The 19,119-nt window shown below is 42.1% G+C and carries 18 protein-coding genes; 4 read left to right on the forward strand and 14 right to left on the reverse strand.

Annotation, left to right across the window (positions count from 1 at the left end):
- Nucleotides 1–13: 13 nt before the first annotated feature.
- From QEP06_RS05260 to QEP06_RS05295, 8 genes are all read right to left on the reverse strand, one after another.
- Entirely contained in the window at nt 14–1,669 is a 1,656-nt protein-coding gene (locus QEP06_RS05260) for a tetratricopeptide repeat protein (protein ID WP_285269382.1), read from the reverse strand.
- 105 nt (nt 1,670–1,774) lie between these two features.
- Nucleotides 1,775–2,644, reverse strand: coding sequence for a PstS family phosphate ABC transporter substrate-binding protein (locus QEP06_RS05265; protein ID WP_285269383.1), 870 nt, complete (start codon nt 2,642–2,644; stop codon nt 1,775–1,777).
- A gap of 262 nt (nt 2,645–2,906) precedes the next feature.
- On the reverse strand, nt 2,907–3,746 hold the full coding sequence (locus tag QEP06_RS05270) for an energy transducer TonB (RefSeq protein ID WP_285269384.1): 840 nt from the start codon (nt 3,744–3,746) through the stop codon (nt 2,907–2,909).
- Nucleotides 3,747–3,768: 22 nt separating this feature from the next.
- Nucleotides 3,769–4,344 carry an ExbD/TolR family protein gene (locus QEP06_RS05275; protein ID WP_285269385.1) on the reverse strand — a complete coding sequence of 192 codons (576 nt, stop codon included), beginning with the start codon at nt 4,342–4,344 and terminating at the stop codon, nt 3,769–3,771.
- Nucleotides 4,345–4,351: 7 nt separating this feature from the next.
- A complete protein-coding gene (locus QEP06_RS05280; RefSeq protein ID WP_285269386.1) occupies nt 4,352–4,954 on the reverse strand; it encodes an ExbD/TolR family protein in 603 nt (200 codons plus the stop codon).
- Nucleotides 4,955–5,045: 91 nt separating this feature from the next.
- Nucleotides 5,046–5,912 (reverse strand): MotA/TolQ/ExbB proton channel family protein, encoded by an 867-nt coding sequence (locus QEP06_RS05285; protein ID WP_251832894.1) that lies wholly within the window; start codon nt 5,910–5,912, stop codon nt 5,046–5,048.
- Nucleotides 5,913–6,168: 256 nt separating this feature from the next.
- Nucleotides 6,169–8,982 (reverse strand): leucine--tRNA ligase, encoded by a 2,814-nt coding sequence (leuS, locus tag QEP06_RS05290; RefSeq protein WP_285269387.1) that lies wholly within the window; start codon nt 8,980–8,982, stop codon nt 6,169–6,171.
- Between the two features lie 140 nt (nt 8,983–9,122).
- Complete coding sequence (locus QEP06_RS05295) at nt 9,123–9,644, reverse strand: lipocalin-like domain-containing protein (protein ID WP_285269388.1); 522 nt, start codon at nt 9,642–9,644, stop codon at nt 9,123–9,125.
- A 101-nt stretch (nt 9,645–9,745) separates the two neighbouring features.
- On the opposite strand from QEP06_RS05295, the gene QEP06_RS05300 reads away from it, so the two are divergent.
- Together QEP06_RS05300 and QEP06_RS05305 are read left to right on the forward strand one after the other, a co-directional pair.
- Nucleotides 9,746–10,498, forward strand: coding sequence for a glycosyltransferase family 2 protein (locus QEP06_RS05300; protein WP_285269389.1), 753 nt, complete (start codon nt 9,746–9,748; stop codon nt 10,496–10,498).
- On the forward strand, nt 10,498–11,109 hold the full coding sequence (locus tag QEP06_RS05305) for a deoxyuridine 5'-triphosphate nucleotidohydrolase (protein WP_285269390.1): 612 nt from the start codon (nt 10,498–10,500) through the stop codon (nt 11,107–11,109). Before QEP06_RS05300 ends, QEP06_RS05305 begins: the two co-directional genes overlap by 1 nt.
- On the opposite strand, the gene QEP06_RS05310 is transcribed toward QEP06_RS05305, so the two are convergent.
- From QEP06_RS05310 to QEP06_RS05330, 5 genes are all read right to left on the reverse strand, one after another.
- Nucleotides 11,101–12,336 carry a 3-deoxy-D-manno-octulosonic acid transferase gene (locus QEP06_RS05310; protein WP_285269391.1) on the reverse strand — a complete coding sequence of 412 codons (1,236 nt, stop codon included), beginning with the start codon at nt 12,334–12,336 and terminating at the stop codon, nt 11,101–11,103. The two genes, QEP06_RS05305 and QEP06_RS05310, sit on opposite strands and share 9 nt — an antisense overlap.
- An 18-nt stretch (nt 12,337–12,354) precedes the next feature.
- Nucleotides 12,355–12,825 carry a DUF1648 domain-containing protein gene (locus QEP06_RS05315; protein WP_251832888.1) on the reverse strand — a complete coding sequence of 157 codons (471 nt, stop codon included), beginning with the start codon at nt 12,823–12,825 and terminating at the stop codon, nt 12,355–12,357.
- Nucleotides 12,826–12,837: 12 nt separating this feature from the next.
- Nucleotides 12,838–13,545 carry a C40 family peptidase gene (locus QEP06_RS05320; protein ID WP_285269392.1) on the reverse strand — a complete coding sequence of 236 codons (708 nt, stop codon included), beginning with the start codon at nt 13,543–13,545 and terminating at the stop codon, nt 12,838–12,840.
- A gap of 9 nt (nt 13,546–13,554) precedes the next feature.
- The gene (locus QEP06_RS05325; protein ID WP_285269393.1) at nt 13,555–14,202 is read right to left on the reverse strand and encodes an O-methyltransferase; all 648 of its coding nucleotides are present in this window, start codon (nt 14,200–14,202) and stop codon (nt 13,555–13,557) included.
- A 90-nt stretch (nt 14,203–14,292) separates the two neighbouring features.
- Nucleotides 14,293–15,126, reverse strand: a complete 834-nt coding sequence (locus tag QEP06_RS05330) for an OmpA family protein (protein ID WP_251832885.1) — start codon at nt 15,124–15,126, stop codon at nt 14,293–14,295.
- A gap of 109 nt (nt 15,127–15,235) precedes the next feature.
- Between QEP06_RS05330 and tilS the strand changes: the two genes are divergently transcribed.
- Together tilS and QEP06_RS05340 are read left to right on the forward strand one after the other, a co-directional pair.
- Nucleotides 15,236–16,510, forward strand: a complete 1,275-nt coding sequence (tilS, locus tag QEP06_RS05335) for a tRNA lysidine(34) synthetase TilS (protein WP_285269394.1) — start codon at nt 15,236–15,238, stop codon at nt 16,508–16,510.
- 34 nt (nt 16,511–16,544) lie between these two features.
- Entirely contained in the window at nt 16,545–18,620 is a 2,076-nt protein-coding gene (locus QEP06_RS05340; RefSeq protein WP_285269395.1) for a protein-disulfide reductase DsbD family protein, read from the forward strand.
- A gap of 75 nt (nt 18,621–18,695) precedes the next feature.
- Here QEP06_RS05340 and QEP06_RS05345 read toward each other — a convergent pair whose 3' ends face one another.
- Complete coding sequence (locus QEP06_RS05345; protein WP_251832882.1) at nt 18,696–19,100, reverse strand: hypothetical protein; 405 nt, start codon at nt 19,098–19,100, stop codon at nt 18,696–18,698.
- Nucleotides 19,101–19,119: the final 19 nt, after the last annotated feature.

Raw genomic sequence — 19,119 nt, forward strand, 5'->3', positions numbered from 1 at the left:
AATTATAAGAAGATTATTTCTTGCTTAGATTATTATTGAGATTAATCGCGTCCTGATAAGTAGGATTAAGTTCAACAGATTTCGCTGCATATTGTTTAGCCTTTGCAAGATCACTATCCTGAACTAAATATGCGATTGCAAAATAAGCGTAAGACAATGTTTCCTTATTGGCCTCCAGGTCGGCAGGTTTTACCGTAGTAATGAATTTTTCATAAGCGATTTTCGCTAACTCATTATTTCCGGCTTGCTGGTACGCATAACCCTGGCTATAATAAGCCGGCGCCCAACCTGGAAGTAAACCGCTCATCTTTTGCCATGAAAGGATTGCTCCGTTCCAGTTTTTGGCTTCATGATAGGCATTTGCCAAACGAAACAGAGCGTCTGTATCCTGTGGCTTAGTGGCTACTTCTTTCTTTAAAGCTTCGATTTGTGGGTTGGTAGGACCAGCATCAACAGACGCCTGGCTTACACCGCCACCACCTTTAATCTTAACGAGCTCCAAATCCCAGTTCAAAGTCTCATCCTTAGCAGCTTTCGCAAGTGCAATCTTTTGCTGTGCATCTGACATCAAAGCAGATTTTTTCGCAGCATCAGATTCCTTTTCGGCCAGGCCGGCTGAAATAAGACCCAATAAACCCTGATCGGCTGGCTGAACTCTGCTTTTTTCAGCTTTAGCTAAAAACTGATCCATGCTTGACTTCGCACCTGTATAATCTCCATCTGCATATAATAAGTATGCACGCAACTTGAATTTAATAGGATCACTTACTTTATCGAATACTTTGTCCAGATATAATTTCGAGTTTCCGTAATCTTCATTCGTGAAAAAGAGTTTTGAAATCTCAAGCTGAGTATCCGGATCTTCGTCGGCATATTTGGCATAATTAAGCAAATCTTGTGTTGCAAGCGCATTCTGCTGATATCTGATATTATAGGCCGCTTTTGCTTTATAAGCTGGCGCAAAAGATGGATCGGCGGAAATGGCACGGTCAATATTTTCTTTTGCTTTCTGCCACTGCTGCGCCTGCATCCACAACGTTCCTATTCTGGTATAAACTGAAGCTTTGTTTTTTGCAACCGGCAATGCTTTGTCATAAGCTGTCATCGCTGATCCCGCAACTTGAGGGCTATTTGTAAGTTTCAGGCGATAAGCATCACCTAAAGTATAATAGTAATAAGCCGGCGTACCGCCTTTCTGAGATTTCTCCACAGCCCGATTGAGATAATCAATAGCCAAATCTGCGTTCGGAGCTCCACCGAAAAGCGTAAGTGCTTCCGCTGCGCGGTACAAAACTTCCGCATCTTTATCACGTGCATCCTTTACAATATTTTGGATCTCAGTGATGCCGGACTTATCTCCCTTGCCCAATTTCACTGAGGCAAGACCTATTTTATTAAGATTGCTCTTTTTATCTGCTGTTAAACCTTTATTAAAGTTTTCCTGCGCTAGTTCGAAATTGGGTTCAAACTGCGTGAGATATGAATTTCCTAAGTAAAAATAATTCTCTGCCGTAGGTGATTTTGCGATCATCTCTGTGAATACGGACTTGGCCTTTGCATATTTATGGCTATCTGCATTCGCAATCCCTTCCTGAAGGGTCTGTGAAAACGCAAAATTCGAAAAGAAAACCGTTGCAATTCCTAGGGCAACTTTCTTTGATACATTCATCTTTATTCTTAATTTTTAATTTGTTAAACGTTATGATTCCGTTCCGATAATATTTCCAACTATCGTACCATTAATCAAGGTCACGAATCTGTGGCTAAACTATGCTCAACGCATCTGGACTTCCCGCGGAATAATGTTGTATGGCTGCAAGCCTTCTTTTTGCACAACAATCTGCCCGAGTTGCTGGCAGGAAAACCTGATCAAGCCATTACCTAATCCATAATAGGGTTCATTGGTAATGAAATACAAAACCCGCGTAAATGGATAAGACATATTCCGAAGCGTAGTAATATCGGGTGAGTAAACTTTTCCTTCAGATTCTACCCCAAGTATTTTTACTGAATTCCGTAATTCCTCTGACTCCTTATCATATGGCCGGCTAAGTGTATTCAAACTCACTACACCGATCTTACCAGGGTAATTGTTGATTTGTTGAATAATATTGCGGTTACCAGCGATCACCGAAAACTTAAGGTCTGACGGCAACATTTTAAACTTCTGCGCTACAAAATTGAGGTTGCTGGCATTGGCTCCATCGAAAATAATATTTTTCTCATCGGATAGAAGCTCACTTTTAAGATGCTCCAAAGAGACAGAAGTTAAAGGAGAGTTCTTGGCCACAACAAATACTACGGCATCAACAGCAAATTTTGCCGGCTGGATTTCCAGATCAATTTTGTCTTTGAATGCCTTCTTTTCACGGACGGTAAGATCTCGGGATAACACGATAGCGCGAACCTTGTTTTCCAATAAATCCAAAAAGGCTAAATCTTCCTTCTTTATTTCAACATTAATCTTGGTAGCGGGGTTAAGAGCCATGTAGCGACTGGTGAGTGCTTCTGTAACGCTCTGGAAAGATTCATCCGCCGCGATCGTTATGGTTCCCTGGCTGGGATCGTCTATCACACGTTCATTTTTCTTACATGATGACGCGAGTGTGAAAAGCGCTATTAATAATATGATTCTATACTTCATTTCTATCCTGTCGTAATCTGTAGATTGCACGGCCAATTCTGAACAAACCGTAGAGTATTAACAATGCACCCAGCGAATATGCGATAAGCGGTTCGAGGTAAATAATAAAGAATTTATAAATAATCACCACAACACCTAAAATGATATAAAATATTCCGGTTATCAGGGACAGCCAATTAAAGATCATAGACAAAAATAAAGAAAATAAAAAAGAGAAGCGGTGTGCTTCTCTTTTAAATAATGTTAAACTTTATTAAGATTATTATTCAAACTGCATCGTAAGAGGCATCCTGAATCTGTATCGAACTGCCTGACCATTGATTTTTGCAGGCGCCCATTTATTCTTAATAGATTTTACTGTACGTATTGCTTCCGCGTTGAAATCCCTATTGCTACCATTAGCTTTCACATCAGTAATAGTGCCGTCACGTTCCACAACGAAAGTAATTTCAGTTCTTACAGTCCCTTCATCACCATCCATCACCGAACCATCAAAACTGTTCTGAACTTTACTTCTGAACGAGTTAATACCTCCAGGGAATTCAGCCAGCTGCTCAACCTCCGTGTAAACTTGTGTTTCTGAAACCTGAGGCTTCACTTCCACAGTAGTGGATCTGGTAGGACCCGGTGGCGGTGGCGGCGGTGCGTAGGTCGGTGTTTTTACACCTTCCTGGTTTACCAAACCTGTTGTTGTTTCTAATTGCTTAGTAATTGGCGGCGGCGGTGTTTCCACTTTCGGCGCTTTCACCGGCTCCGGTACCACGTTCTGGATGATTTCCTGCTTAGGCTCCTCTTTTGGCGGTGGTGGCGGCGGTGGTGGTTCTTCCTCTTTTATCTCTTCGATAATTGGCTCTTCCTCTATGATGTCAATCAGATTGGCATTCACTTCGGTAGATTCTTTAGCATTCATCTCCTGGATCTTCATGATCACAAACGGAGTCAAAGCTGCTACGAGGAAAAGTATGGTTCCAAAAATAAATGACTTTGTGAGCACGGACCTGTAGTTCGTCCGCAGATCATAAGCGCCATATGCTTTATTTCTGTTCTCAAATACAATTTCATCTAATGTAAGATTGCTATTGTATGCGTTATCTTCTGCCATTTTTCTTCTTTATTTACTACGATTAATTTGTATCCGCAGCCGGTGCAGCCGGTGCTGCTCCTCCTACCTTTCTGTCATAAATAGCCTGTTCCCAAGGTTTCACATCGGTAATACCGTAAATTTCGTTCTTGGTAATAGCCATTTCATCCAGAATGTCTACAAAGTTCTTATATACGGCATCGTCAGTCGGTTTAATGATCACAGTGAATTTACTTTGATCTTTAGCTCTTGCTTTTGCCTGCTCGATTACTTTTGTAATCCCTTCTCTATCAAAAGATGTTTCCTGAAGCGTCTGCTCATTGAGACCCGCCTGATCAAGTTGATGATAGAAAATCCTGTTGTCTTTTCCTATGATTAATGAAATCGAATTTGAAAGGTCAATCTCAGTTGTCTGCGGTTTAGGCATATTCTCTTTCGGTTTTGCCGGAAGGCCCAAATCCATCACATTCGGTTTGTTAAACGTGGTAACCAACATAAAGAATGTAATCAAAAGGAACGCCAAATCCACCATTGGGGTAAGGTCTACGTGGGGTGGCTGCTTCTGCGAGCGCACCTTGCCACCTTTCCCGCTGCTATCTTTTACTTGTACTTCTGCCATTTCTTTATTATTGTGCTGTCTCCTGACTTGTGATTAACCAGAATTTCAAGAAATCTATATCACGCAATCCTTCGAACAGAGATTTTACTTTTGGATATTCTGTCTGAACATCGCCCTTGATAGCCAACTTATAGTCGGGATTTACGGCTAAGCTTTGCTGTACCCAATCGATTACCTGCTTGTTTGTGCTGTCCATCGGAATCCCGTTAGGGCTCTTGTAAGCTTTACGTTCCTCATCAGACAGGTTCAGATATCCTTTCAGCTGGTTCATAGGCACGCCTACAGACTGAATATTTGCGAAGTTCACTTTCTCCTGGTTAGTGAAACTCATTCCATATTTTGCTCCCATCTTATCGAGTAGCTGCATTCTTTCCGTTCCGTTCTCTACCGGCGTGAAATAGAATTTCCCGTCAGTAGTAGCCAGAACAGTCATTAAACTCGCATCTGGAAGTAACTTCTCAGAAATCGAAGATGGCGTGGTTACCGTCTCGACATCGGGTACGTTGAACTGAGCCGTGAGGATAAAGAACGTAAGGAGTAGAAACGATACATCGGTCATCGCCGTCATATCCACCCTTATGTTATGTCTTTTTGGTTTGACTCTCGCCATTATTTTTATATTTATTTATTATACTTCACTACTTTAGACCACCACACAACCATCAGGTTAAATATGAAGGTCCGCACTCAACACAGATTTCTTAGTGAAATTCTGCGAATGACTGCTGGATTGACATTGCGATCTCGTCAATTTTGAACGTTAATCCGTCAATCTTAGAAGTAAAATAGTTATAAAGAATAATTGCAACCGCAGATGTACCAATACCTAATGCAGTATTTACAAGTGCTTCAGAGATACCGATAGAAAGTGCTGCTGAATCTGGTGTTCCTCCACCTGCACCCAGCGCGCTAAATGCCTTGATCATCCCGATTACCGTTCCAAGTAGTGCTACAAGCGTTGCAACTGTACCTAAGGTTGAAAGGATCATCATGTTTTTCTCAAGCATTGGCATCTCAAGTGTCGTAGCTTCTTCGATAGACTTGTTCAGTGCTACCATTTTTTGCTCTTTATTCATTGCTGTATCGTGAGCCAAAGCTTTGTAAGTCGTAAGACCTTCTTTCACTACGTTACCTACAGAACCTTCCTGTCTGTCGCACTCTTCTAAAGCTTCGTCTACTTTATTCTGGTTAAGCAGGTTTCTTACAGTAAGTACAAACTGGTCTACGTTACCTTTACCTGAAGCCTTGCTAAGAACCATTGCTCTCTCTACAGAGAATACGATTACGATAATCATGAAAGAAATAAGGATTGGTACGATAGGTCCACCCATGTAGATAATTCCCATAAAACCGTCAGGATGCAGCTCCTTTGTTTCCAAACCTGAGAATGATACTGAAGAAAGACCTTCAAGTCTTGGATCAGCCTTAAAGTTACCCGGACTACCCAAAACAAATAAATAAATAGCCACACCTATCAGGATAAGAATAGGTATGATTAGCGCAGGATTCAATCCTCCTACTTTTTTAGCAACTACTTGCTCCCCATTGTTTGAAACATTCATTTCCATACTAAACTAAATTATAATTGTTATTTTTTAAATTTTTCGAGTGTAAATTAAAGTCAAATTAATTTATCGTGCAAATGCAAGCCGTTGTATGCGTGCTTTTTCACTGCTTGAAAGACTCGGCTTCCATTATTGATTTGATAAATTTTAAAATGTATTTTATTTAAAATTGGCGTTTACAAAAATACCTTTGAAAACAAGCGTAAAATCTGGAAGGATTTTTACGATTACAGCACAAAAATTTTTTTTCCAATAATTTTTATGAGACAATATTAACGATTTTTTTCTGTACTACGATTATTTTTTTAGGCGTATTTCCCGCCAGTTGCTTGATAACCCGTTCGTCTTTCAGCACATTTTCTTCGATTTGTTCAACGCTTAAATCTGAAGGTAATGAAAGCTTAAATTTCATCTTACCATTAAAGCTCACAGGATATTCAAATTCATCTTCCACAAGGTATTTCCCCTCAAATTCAGGGAAATTTTCAAACTCAATGGAAGTTGAATGCCCTAGACGGCTCCATAGATCCTCACAAATGTGCGGTGCATACGGTGAAACCACTATTGCAAGGGCTTCCAGGATCTTCCGCTTGTTTGTTTTCAGCTTCTGATATTCGTTCACCGCGATCATAAATGACGAAACAGATGTATTGAATGAAAAATTATCAATGTCTGAAACCACTTTTTTAATAAGTGTATGCAGTATCTTATATTCTTCTTTAGTTGGCTCTTCATCTGAAACATTGAAGCTATCTCCGTCAAAATAAAGATTATAGAATTTCTTCAGGAAACCGTAAACACCACTCAAACCCTGCGTATTCCATGGTTTGGACTGTTCTAATGGTCCAAGGAACATCTCATAGAGTCTTAAACAGTCAGCGCCGTATTCTTCGCAGATATCGTCCGGATTCACGACGTTGTATTTAGACTTCGACATCTTCTCCACTTCGCGTTCGCAGATGTATTTCTCGTCCTCCAAAATGAATTCAGCGTCAGCAAATTCCGGACGCCAGTTTTTAAATTTCTCGATATCGAGCTCGTCTGTTGTTCCTTTTAATAAGGAAACGTCCACGTGAATTTTTTGGGTTTGATGCTCTGGCGCAGCATTTTTAGACACGAATTTGTTAGAACCTTCGATTCTGTAAACAAACGCACTCATACCTAAAATCATGCCTTGGTTGATCAGTTTTTTGAAAGGCTCATCATTATTGATATATCCGCGGTCCTTCAAGAACATATTCCAGAAACGCGAGTACAGCAAATGTCCCGTTGCGTGCTCGCTTCCACCAATGTACAGATCTACCTGACCCCAATAATCCGAAAGGTCTTTTTCCGTGAAAACCTCATCGTTCTCAGGATCCATATAGCGCAGGAAATACCACGAACTCCCTGCCCAACCCGGCATTGTAGAAAGTTCTAACGGAAAAACGGTAAGATTATCAATCAGGTCCGTATCTACAATTTCCTGTGTAGCTTCATTCCAGGCGAATGTTTTGGCATTGCCCAAAGGCGGATCACCGTCTTCAGTAGGCAAATATTTCTCCACTTCCGGAAGTTCCAACGGCAAAGCTGAAATGGGCAAAGTATACGGCATACCGTCTTTGTAATAAACCGGAACCGGCTCTCCCCAGTAGCGCTGACGTGAAAAAATGGCGTCGCGCTGGCGGTAATTGGTTGTTCCATGACCAATTCCGAGTTCTTCAATCTTTTGAATGATTGCTTTTTTAGCATCATTAAAATTCAGACCGTCCAAAAAACCTGAGTTGACGCAAACAGAATCCTTAGAATCAAATGAAGTTTCATTGATATCCTGATCATTTTTAATGACATTTCGGATTTCCAAACCAAACTTTTTCGCAAAACGGTGGTCACGTTCGTCGTGTGCCGGAACTGCCATCACAGCGCCAGTTCCATAACCCATCAAAACATAATCTGAAATATAAACCGGCATTTTCTGCTGTGTGAACGGATTCATCGCATATGCACCCGTGAAGGCTCCGCTTACGTTTTTCACGTCCGCCATCCGGTCGCGTTCGGTTTTCTTTGATGTTTCTAAAATGTATTTTTCTACTTCCGCCTTGTTGGCTGCAGCCGTAAGGGCCTCCACAAGCGGGTTTTCAGGCGCCAAAACCATGAAGGTTGCACCAAAAATAGTATCCGGACGTGTGGTGAACACCGAAATATTGGCATCAGATCCGTCAACTTTAAAATGTACTTTTGCACCGACAGATTTCCCGATCCAGTATTCCTGCGCATCTTTCAGCGGCTGTGGCCAGTAATTATGCTGCAAACCCTGCAAAAGTCTTTCAGAATACGCCGTGATACGCATACTCCACTGCATCATTTTCTTTTGGAATACCGGAAAACCGCCACGTTCAGATTTGCCGTCTTTTACCTCATCATTCGCCAACACGGTCCCCAACCCCGGGCACCAGTTCACTGTTGTTTCGGCGCGGTAGGCCAAACGGTAGTTCAAGAGGATGTCCTGTTTATCAAGTTCGGAAGCAGTATTCCACTCGTCTGCAGTAAAGTTTAGTTCTTCAGTTTGCGTCGCTGAAAGATTTTGCGAACCGTTTTGTTCAAAATATTCAATCAAACTGCTGATCGGCTCCGCTTTATCGGTGGTTTTATTGTACCACGAATTAAAAAGCTCGATGAAGATCCACTGCGTCCATTTATAATAGGATGGATCTGAAGTGCGGACTTCGCGGCTCCAGTCGAATGAGAAACCTATTTTACGCAACTGCTCTTCGTATCTGGTAATGTTCTGCTCCGTCGTGATCGCCGGATGTGTACCGGTTTGAATGGCATACTGCTCGGCCGGCAAACCAAAACTGTCATATCCCACCGGATGTAGCACATTGAAACCTTTGTGCCTTTTGTATCTCGCATAGATATCAGACGCGATATATCCTAGTGGATGCCCTACATGCAAACCCGCACCTGACGGATACGGAAACATATCGAGCACGTAAAACTTTGGTTTTTCTGTATTATTTTCGGTGCGGAATGTCTGATTTTCGTGCCAGAACTTTTGCCACTTTTTTTCAATCGATTGATGGTCGTAAAACATTAATGAAGTTTGTTTTCGTTTAAATTTTCCTTTAAAAGATGTGAATCTGCTGCAGAAATCACATCCCACAAAAATAGCACTTTCACACGAGAAATCCCCACTCGGGAAGTGGGGACCTACTGTTTTGAAGCCTGCTGGGTTTAATCTTTAGCGCGTCGGGCTGTAACCGTCGTCGTCACCTTGACATTTGGCTCGCCCTGGAAGGTATAAGTGCCGGAAACTTCATAAACGAGTTCGCTGTCACTAAGCGCTTTCACCAAACCGGTCTGTTTGATGCCTGCAGCGTCTGTAATACTAAATTCCATCGTCACCGGATTAAAAGTATAACTGAAATTGCTTTCATCCTGCAGTACACACGAACCTCCTGTTTCACCGTAAGTCTTGGCGGTAGCCGTTCCGTCCATGTTAAAAATAATTCTTCCGCGTTGTTGGCAGCTTGTGTACGCTACATCATTTACATAGGCTCCGGTGCTTAGCGTGGCAGTTTGTGATAATTTATAAGGTTGCCAAATTCCCACGATTGTGTTTTCGGGGATATCGGTTTCATCGTCATCGGTTCTGCAAGCGGATAAAGTAAGGATGGCCAGAAGCGCAAGCACAGGAAATTTAAGGTAAAAAAGCCAGGAACTATTAGTTTTTGAGCTGTTAAAATAATTTTTCATGACATTTTGATTTTGTGGATTATCAAAAAAGGGTTCCAAGTATTATGCCAGCAATACTTTCAGCTTAAGTGATATTGATATCTTTGTCCAAACATAATTAGATGCCGGAAGTTTCAATCATCACGCCCGTTTACAATTCTTCAAAATTCTTAAAGCAAACAATCGGCTGTGTCCTGAACCAGACCTTCACCGATTTTGAATGGCTGATTACCGATGACGCCTCCAGCGATGATTCGGTGGCAATTCTTCATGAATGTAAAGACCCGCGTATCAAACTGACTTTCTCTGAAACTAACGGTGGCGCCGGTCATGCCCGGAATATTTCACTTTCAAATGCAACGGGCCGCTATATCACTTTTCTGGATTCAGATGATTTCTGGGAACCCAATTTTCTGCTGGAAATGGTGCAGTTTTTAAAACAGGAAGGCGCAGAACTGGCCTATTCGAATTACGCGCGGTGTGAAGAAAATCTAACACCCATCCTCGATGATTTCAAAGCGGACAAAGAAGTTGATTTTCACAGTTTGCTGAAGACTTGCAGACTTTCGCTTTTAAGTTCAATGTATGATTCGCGTCGTGTCGGTATTGAATATTTCCCAAACGGCAGCAAGCGCGAAGACCACGTAATGTGGCTTAATCTTTTGAAAAAAATCCCGACAGCCAAACCATTAAACAAAACCATGGCAAAATACCGGATGCACAGCAACGGAATCTCGCGGCGGAAATCATCGATCATCAAAGACCAATATTTGGTTTACAGAGACCATATGAGATTCAACACTTTAAAATCGGGGTTTTACACCGCACAATGGGCGCTGAACGGTTTCCTGAAATATTCTAAATTTTTTAACTGATGGAGTACTCAAAAGAATTTAAGCAGGCCATAAGCGCGTTTTCGTCGGTTGAAAAAGACAGGCTGATCATACGTTTGCTGAAAAAGGACAGAATTCTATCGGAAAAATTATATTTTGAACTCATCGATCCCGAAACTCAGGATGAGAAACGGGCGCAACTGGAAGATTCAGTAAAGGAAGAGGTCGCAGCGGCGTCAAATTATATAAAGAATGCCAAACATTTTCTGCGGCTAATCCGCAAAATCAGCGCAAAAATCACCGAACACGTAAAGATAACTTCGGACAAATTCGGCGAGGTTTCGTTGAATCTGCTCCTAATCAATGAGATTTTAGCGCTCGCCACGCACTTCCGCGATGGCTACAAGCTTTATATTTATCTGCTTAATAAAATTTTCAGGACGCTGGTACTCACCCAAAAACTCGATTCAGATTATTTTATAGAACTGAACGAATACTTTGAAAATCTTCACGAATCGATCCTCAAAAACACTGAACTTGCGCAGCTCGCCTTGCAGCACGGCCTCGATTTAAACTGGCTGCATCCGGAAAACATCCCCGAACATATTGCCATTATTCTGAAAGATCTGAAAAGCGACGGATTTTTAAGATAAGATTTTAGACAAAATAGCTTGTGTGGCGTTCGGTTGTGAATCTATGAAACGCCGCGCGTTCTCGCCGATTTGTCGCCTAAGTTCATCATTCCGAAGAAGTTCGAGCAAATACGGCGCTGCAAAGAATTCATCTTCGAAACATTTTGCACCGGAGATTGCAATCAAACCATCGGCCTCAGGATTTTTGCGGAACTGGTCGCCAAACAGCACGGGAACGCCAAAAGCTGCAGCCTCCAGGATGTTGTGCAGACCTTTGGTGTGAAAACCACCGCCAACTACCGCTACATCTGCGTAGGAGTAAAGTTTTTGAAGCAGTCCGATGCAATCTATTATTAAAATCTGAGCATTGGTAAATTGTGCAAGTGTGGAATTATCAAATTCCGAATAGAGAACCGCCGATGGAAATAGTTGGCGGATCGCGGGCACACGTTTCAGGTCATGCGGCGCAATGATGATTTTCACCTCGCGGTTTTTTGAAATCAAAAGTTCTACCAGCCTTTCCTCAGATTCCCACGAGCTTCCGAAGACAACCACTTTCCGGCTTTGTATAAAATCATCGATACAATCCACAAAATTATCCTGGCCACGCAATTTCTTCACCCTGTCAAAGCGTGTGTCGCCGGCTGTTGAAGAGTTTTTCAGGCCAAGTCCTTTCGCGAGAGCAGTAGACTGCGGAGTCTGATGAAAAAACCAGTCGACATTGTTTTTGAGCTGACGAACAAACCATTTCCCATAGGCTTTGAAGAAGACCTGTGTTTCGTAAAACAGCGCGGAAATCACGTAAATTTTTACGTTACGTTTCTTTAAAATATCGAGAAGATTGTACCAGTACTCGTATTTTACGGTAATGAAAATTTCGGGTGTAAAATTATTCACAAATTCGCTCACCCACTTATCTGTATCGAACGGCAGATAACATACAGCATCAGCAATGTGGTTTTTCCGAATGACATTATCATAACCAGAGGGCGAAAAAAATGTAACTAAAATCTTGTGTTCGTGAAATTCTGTTTTTAATCTTTCCAGAACCGGCAAACCCTGCTCATATTCGCCGAGGCTGGCGGCATGCATCCAGATCACGCGGTCTTGCGGCGAAAAAACATTTTGCACCACATCACAGCTCTGTCTTCTGCCGGCCAGACCTTTCTTGAGTTTATAGTTGAAAACCGCGCCAATCTTCATGGCGGTTATCAGCAGACTTACGAATATGTTGTAGATGGTTTTCAACAGTATTTTCTTTAAAAGTTAACCAGCTTGGTTTTTACTGATCCTTGCCGAATAAATTAAGATTGCCACAACAAGCACCAGGCAAAATCCGAGCAGATAACTGATCGCAGAACTTAACCCTTCAGCATTTCCGAGGCCGGCCTGAATACTTTCAAATGCAATTATCGCGAAAAGCGTAACCACCAAAATCATTAAAATGCAGACAATCAACTGAGTTAAAGGCTTATTCTGGCGGATATTATCCGGAATATTAAGCAAACCTGAATCAGTGTTTCGGAACAGATAATTCAGGAAGATAAAAACGGCAGTATTAATCGATAAAAGTAACCAAATTGAGTGGCGCGAACCATATCGGTCCGGAGAACCTGAAAAATCGTAATGAACAGGAATCTGATCTGGCAAATGCTCAAAATTCAAGGCGGTGTAAGCCCAGACGCCGATCAGGATTATAAATGAAATAATGCGTAAAATGAGAGAAACATATTTCACTGCTATTATTTTTTAATCGCGCTGCATTCTTTTCACGAAGCGCAGTTTGTGGGTGTGCCTGTTAAGGTCTTTATTGAATATCCCAAGAGAATCCAGCGTATCGATGCGTACCTTTCCATAGGCATGAATGATCTGCTGATCGGCTAACATTATGCCTACATGCACAATTTTGCCTTCACTGTCATCGAAGAAAGCCAGATCGCCGGGTTCACTTTCTTCAATAAAATCAAGCACACTGCCAATCTCAGCCTGCTGATACGCATCGCGCGGAAGCTTGCGGCCGTGAATTTTATATACAATTTGGGTAAATCCGCTACAATCTATACCGAAATAGCTTCTACCGCTCCACAGATACGGCACATTCAAAAATGACAACGCAGTTTCGCTTATTGTGGATACCGTATTTTGAGCATGCGATAAATATTTTACATCAACTTCACTTCCTGCAGATAACAGAATCTTACCTTCGGGAAGTTCTGTTGAAATAAAATTATCAGTAATTATTATGCTATTTGAATCTCCAGAATCGAACATATTAATTTGCTTAGAATCTACCCAACCTTCATACTGATCAAAATCCATCCGGATTTTTGAAAAACCGCCCAGCGTTTCTAAAATCTCAACGCTTTCTCCGTACAGCAGCTGAGAAACCATCTCCGACTGATGCGAATTTTCTCCGCGCAAAGGCGCTACTGAAACGTTGCAAACCGCTCTTTTCATAGGCAGAACTTATATTTTCCGGATTAAATTTACCCCGTCACGCAAAGGTAAAATAAGATTTTCGAAATCGGTATCCGCGGCCACCAAATCGTTGAGTTCTTTAATTTTTTGTGTTGATTTCTGTTTTGGGCTTTCATCAAGAACTTTCCCGTACCAAAGTACATTGTCAAAAAGCACCACCGATCCGGAGCGCAGCTTTGGCGTGATCAGATTAAAATATTCTACATAGTTTTCCTTGTCTGCATCGATGAATACAAGATCGAAAACCATATCGGTTTCTTTAAGGAAATCTTTGGCGTCCTGAATGCGGAAATCAATCTGTGCTGAAAATTCACTTTCGTTAAAATATTTTCGTGGCAGGTATTCTAATTCTTCGTTTACATCAAGTGTGATTATTTTTCCGTCTTTGTGCAGACCTTCAGCAAGGCAAAGCGTGGCGTAACCGGTAAAAGTACCGATCTCTAAAACCATTTTCGGACGCATCATCTTCGAAATTATCGTGAGCAGCCTACCTTGCTGATAACCGGAGATCATATGTGGCTGCGTAGTTTTGCGGTATGTTTCCTGGCGCAGCCTTTTCAGGATTTCGGGTTCCCGGGAAGCATGGATTTCTAAATATCGGTCCATCTCAGGATAGTTTTCTTCAAAAAAACTCATTCATTCTATTTTTTTCAAATTTAAAGCTTTAAAAACAAAAAACGCCGCCCGGACTCACCCGCGCGACGTTTTTGTTCTTTTGAATCCCGATTATTTCACCGGTGCGATGTCCATCAGTTTCATGAATTCATCAAGTTTCGGCATGATGATGATTTCAGTTCTTCTGTTTTCCGCTCTTCCGCTTACAGAAGCGTTGGTGGTTTTAGGATTGTATTCGCTGCGTCCACCTGCAGTGATTCTCGCAGGATTCACGCCAAATTTTGTCTGAAGGATTTTGGCCATAGAAGTTGCTCTAAGCGCAGACAGATCCCAGTTGTCTTTCGGCAGAGTGGAAGAATTAAGCGGCACATTGTCTGTGTTACCTTCGATCAGTACAGAATAAGTATCGTAATCATTGATCACCTGTGCTACTTTGCCCAAAACATCCTGCGCAGCCGGCAAAACATTATAATCTCCGGTTCTGTAAAGCATTTTGTCGCTAAGTGAGATCATCACCACGCCTTTCAGCACTTTTACCTGAACATCGTTATCTGCAATGTTATCAAGAGAACGCTTAAGTTTGTTAGACAGCGCAAGGTTTAGGCTGTCGTTTTTCGCGTTGGTAGAGATGAGTTGTTTGATGTATTTGTTTGAGGCATTGATCTCGCCAATCAGCTTATCAATATTTGCGGAACCTTTGCCGGTATTAGACAGACACGCATCCAAGGAAGATTTAAGGGCTTCGTTTTGGCTTTTCAACAGGTTGTTTTCACTTGTCAGACCCGAATTCAATGATTTTAGGTCCTGAATTTCACGCTGTCTTTCGCCGATATTTGTGATACATTGGTTGTAATTTTCGTTTAATGCGTCAAACTGCTTCCTGCTTACACATGATGTCAGTGTGAGAGCCATCATCACGATCGCAAAAATTTTTCCTGTTCTCATAAGTATATTTTTAGTTGTTTCAAAAGTAGAGATTTCATTTTAAACGGAAGAATTATCTTTGCTAAATATTCCTTAAAAATTGCTTACTGAAGCCACTTTCCGAGAGAAATTGAATCAACTTGCAGCAGACGCTGAAAATTCCACTTACCTGTTAGCAGTAAGTGGCGGCGCCGATTCCATGGTACTTCTAAACCTGTTTCTAAAAGCAGACCTGAAGTTTCATGTAGCCCATGTCAACTACAAGTTGCGTGGCGAAGATTCAGATGCTGATCAAAGGTTGGTTGAAGAGTTTTGCACCTTAAATGAAATTCCGCTGCACGTGTATGAAGTCTCAGTAAAGGACGAAAAACCCGAAGGTTCCATTCAGGTTTGGGCCAGAGATCTACGGTATCGCTTTTTTAAGGAAATTAAGGATTCCAACGGGTTCAATTACCTTGTAACCGCGCATCACCTGAATGACCAGCTTGAAACTTTTGTCATTAATCTTTGCCGCGCGGCCGGTCTGCAGGGACTTTCGGCCATTCCGGCGAATAAAAACGGAATCATCAGACCTTTGCTTTCATTTACGAAAGACGAAATCTACGAATTTGCGAAAGCAGGAAATATTGCATTCCGCGAGGACTTGTCAAACAAAAAGAACGACTATCAGCGAAATTTTATCCGAAACGAAATCGTGCCTGCACTTAATAAGATGAACCCGAATTTTCTTCAGAATTTCTCTAAAAGCCTTGGGTTTCTGAGCCAAACCAACGATTTTGTTGCACAACAAATCCTTGCAATTGAAAGCAAACTGATCACACACCGTGACGGATCCGTCTTGGTCGACAAGCAAAAATTAGGACAAGAAAGCGATTTTGTACATTTTGAAATCCTTCGGAAATACGGATTTGAAGCCGTCAAAGAAATCAAAAAAATTCTTGCCGCACCCAAGGGTAAGATCTTCCGTTCGCCAACGTTTATACTTGAAGTTGACCGGGATTTTTTAATCATCAAAGATCAAAATCCTTTAGAATCAGATTTGAAAAACGAGGAGATTACCGTCGCTGAATCTTTACCCGAAAACCGCTGTATAAATTTGAAGCAAATAATCAATAAGCAAAAGACTTCTAAAAAAACACAGTGGGAAATCGATGTTTCAAAGATCAGTTTTCCGCTCAAACTCCGGAAAAAAGCATCTGGAGACCTAATTTGTCCGGTCGGGATGAGCGGCCGCAAGACCGTTGCCAAGTTTTTTAAGGACGAAAAATTGCCTACCTTTGAGCAGCAAAATATTTGGCTCCTCACAGACGGTAACAACAATGTTTTAGGCATTGTTCCGCTTCGGCAAGACCGGCGTTTCGCCGCAGGTGAAGACTGCCAAAATAAAATTCTGATTACACTATAGCAGGCATTTCAGCCGCACAAAAGCGATATTTATAATGAAATTAAAGCATTTCTTAGTTCTCTCTTTACTATTTCTCTCACAGGTTTTCGCGGCTCAAATAAAAAATCCGGTAAAATTCAGCTACAGCGTCAATCCACTTCCAAATAACGAATACGAGGCTGTACTGACAGCAACAATCGACAAAAACTGGAAGATATATTCCAAAGACCTTCCGCCAGATTCCGGCATCCCAACGGAAATGATCGTACGCTCAAAACAGGGTATCGAACTGATCGGTGGCGTGGTGGAAGTAGGTAAAAAGCATGACGAGTTTTCAGAAGCATTCGGGGTGCAAATCGTTTATTATTCCGACCGGGCACTATTCAAACAAAAATTCCGGCTTAAAAATAATGCGGCGCCAGCGACGGTAACCGCTGAAATCACCTACATGACGTGTGATGACCGAATCTGTCTCGCGCCAAATACGCTGGAATTTGATCAAACCATCAAACCTACCGCGGCTGCAGGAAGTTCCGAAGAAGTAGAAGTACCGGCTGAAGTGACGCAAACCGCTGACTCCGCTATTACCGCCGCACCTGAGGAAGCTCCAGTTGCTGCTTCTGAGATTGTGACGGAAAACAAAAAAGACCTGAAGGTGGCGACCATCGACTTTCAGAATCCGCTGACAAACTGCGGGACGCAAGCACCACAAAATTCGGAGAATTTCTGGACCTACCTTCTGCTCGGTTTCATCGGTGGGCTGATCGCCTTGCTTACACCATGCGTTTTCCCGATGATTCCACTTACTGTTTCGTTTTTCACCAAGGGAACTTTAAACAAATCAAAAGGAAAGCGCGACGCGATTATCTACGGATTTTTCATCCTGTTGATTTTTGTGCTATTAAGCGTTCCGTTCCACATCATCGACGGAATCGCGGGTAATATTTTCAACCAGATTTCAACAAGTGTTTGGCTGAATGTGGCCTTTTTCATCATCTTCCTGTTTTTTGCCGGAAGTTTCTTTGGCTATTATGACATCACATTGCCGAGTGCGATCGCAAACCGTTCATCAAAGGCAGAAGATGCGGGCGGAATCATCGGGATTTTCTTCATGGCGCTGACATTGGTAATCGTGTCATTTTCATGTACCGGACCCATCCTCGGAAGTTTGCTGGGCAGCGCAGTAACCGGTTCGGCAGACGTTCCGATGCTTTTGACGCTTGCACTTGCAGGTTTTGGTCTTAGCTGGGCAATTGTTTTTGGTCTGTTAGCACTGTTTCCACAGGCACTTCAGAATCTGCCAAAATCGGGAGGTTGGATGAACACCGTAAAAGTGGTTTTAGGATTTATTGAACTTGGCCTTGCCTTGAAGTTCTTATCAAAAGCAGATTTGGTTTCGAAGACATTCTTCCTCAAAAGAGAACTTTTTATCGTGCTGTGGATCCTCATCGCCATCGGTTTGGTGCTGTATCTGTTTGGAAAAATTCGTTTTCCTCACGACGACAAAAAACCACAGATTTCGCTTACCCGCACGATCATCGGCTTCCTCGGCATCGGTTTCATCATTTATCTGGTGCAGGGATTAATTCCGGGTGACCGACCAAAACTCCAGCATTTGAGCGGAATCTTGCCCCCGATCAATGTGAGTTATCTTCACAACGAAGAAGACGGAATTCTGGGCATGCATCCTTCGCACGATTATTTTGATGCCATTGAACTTGCCAAAAAAGAAAATAAACCACTGTTAATCGACTTCACCGGTTACGGTTGCGAAAACTGCCGTAAGATGGAAGAGTTCGTGTGGAGTGAGCCTGATATCCTGCCGATTCTTCAGAACGATCTGGTGCTGGCATCACTGTATGTTGATGATAAGGAAGCGCTGCCCGAAAATGAGCAGATTTCAATTGACATGGGCAACGGTCAGCGTAAAAGGATAAAAACCATCGGTGATAAATGGAGCCTTTTCCAGCAGATAAACTTTAATAATAATTCGCAACCGCATTATGTCTTGCTGATGCCGGACGGAAAGGTGATCAACACGCCGGTGAGTGGATATATGTCTAAGGAAGATTTCAAGGCATTTCTCACGTGTGGAATTGAATACTTTAAAAATTCAAAGTCAGCCGAATAAATTACAAGCTCATATTACCAAAACAAAAAGCGGAAAATTTCTTTTCCGCTTTTTTAGTTTAGTGAGAAATACACTTTAGTTGGCCGCCGGCATTCTTTTCATCTGCATCTTGCCTTGTCGCGCCTGCATTTTTGCCTTTTTGTTAGCTTCCCATTTTTGGTACTGTGCCGGCGTAAGGATTTGTCGCATTTCCTCGTTCATCGCCTCACGCTTTGCTTTCATATGCTCCATCTTCGCTTTTCTTTCCGCCTGCATTTGAGGAGCAACTTGCTTTCTTTCGGCCATTCTTTTGTCCTGTAACTCTTTTATTTTGGTTACCTGAGCATCAGAAAGCTGTAGCTCGGTCTGCATCTGCTTCATTTTTTCCTGTCTCATCTTCTCCATTTGAGCCGGATCTTTCTTTTGCATCACTGGAGACTGCTGTGCCATCGCGAAAGTTCCGATTGCTACGAATGCTGCACTTAAAAATAACTTTTTCATTTTTAAAAATTTTATTATT

This window comes from Kaistella rhinocerotis, assembly GCF_030243905.1.
Classification (GTDB): domain Bacteria; phylum Bacteroidota; class Bacteroidia; order Flavobacteriales; family Weeksellaceae; genus Kaistella; species Kaistella rhinocerotis.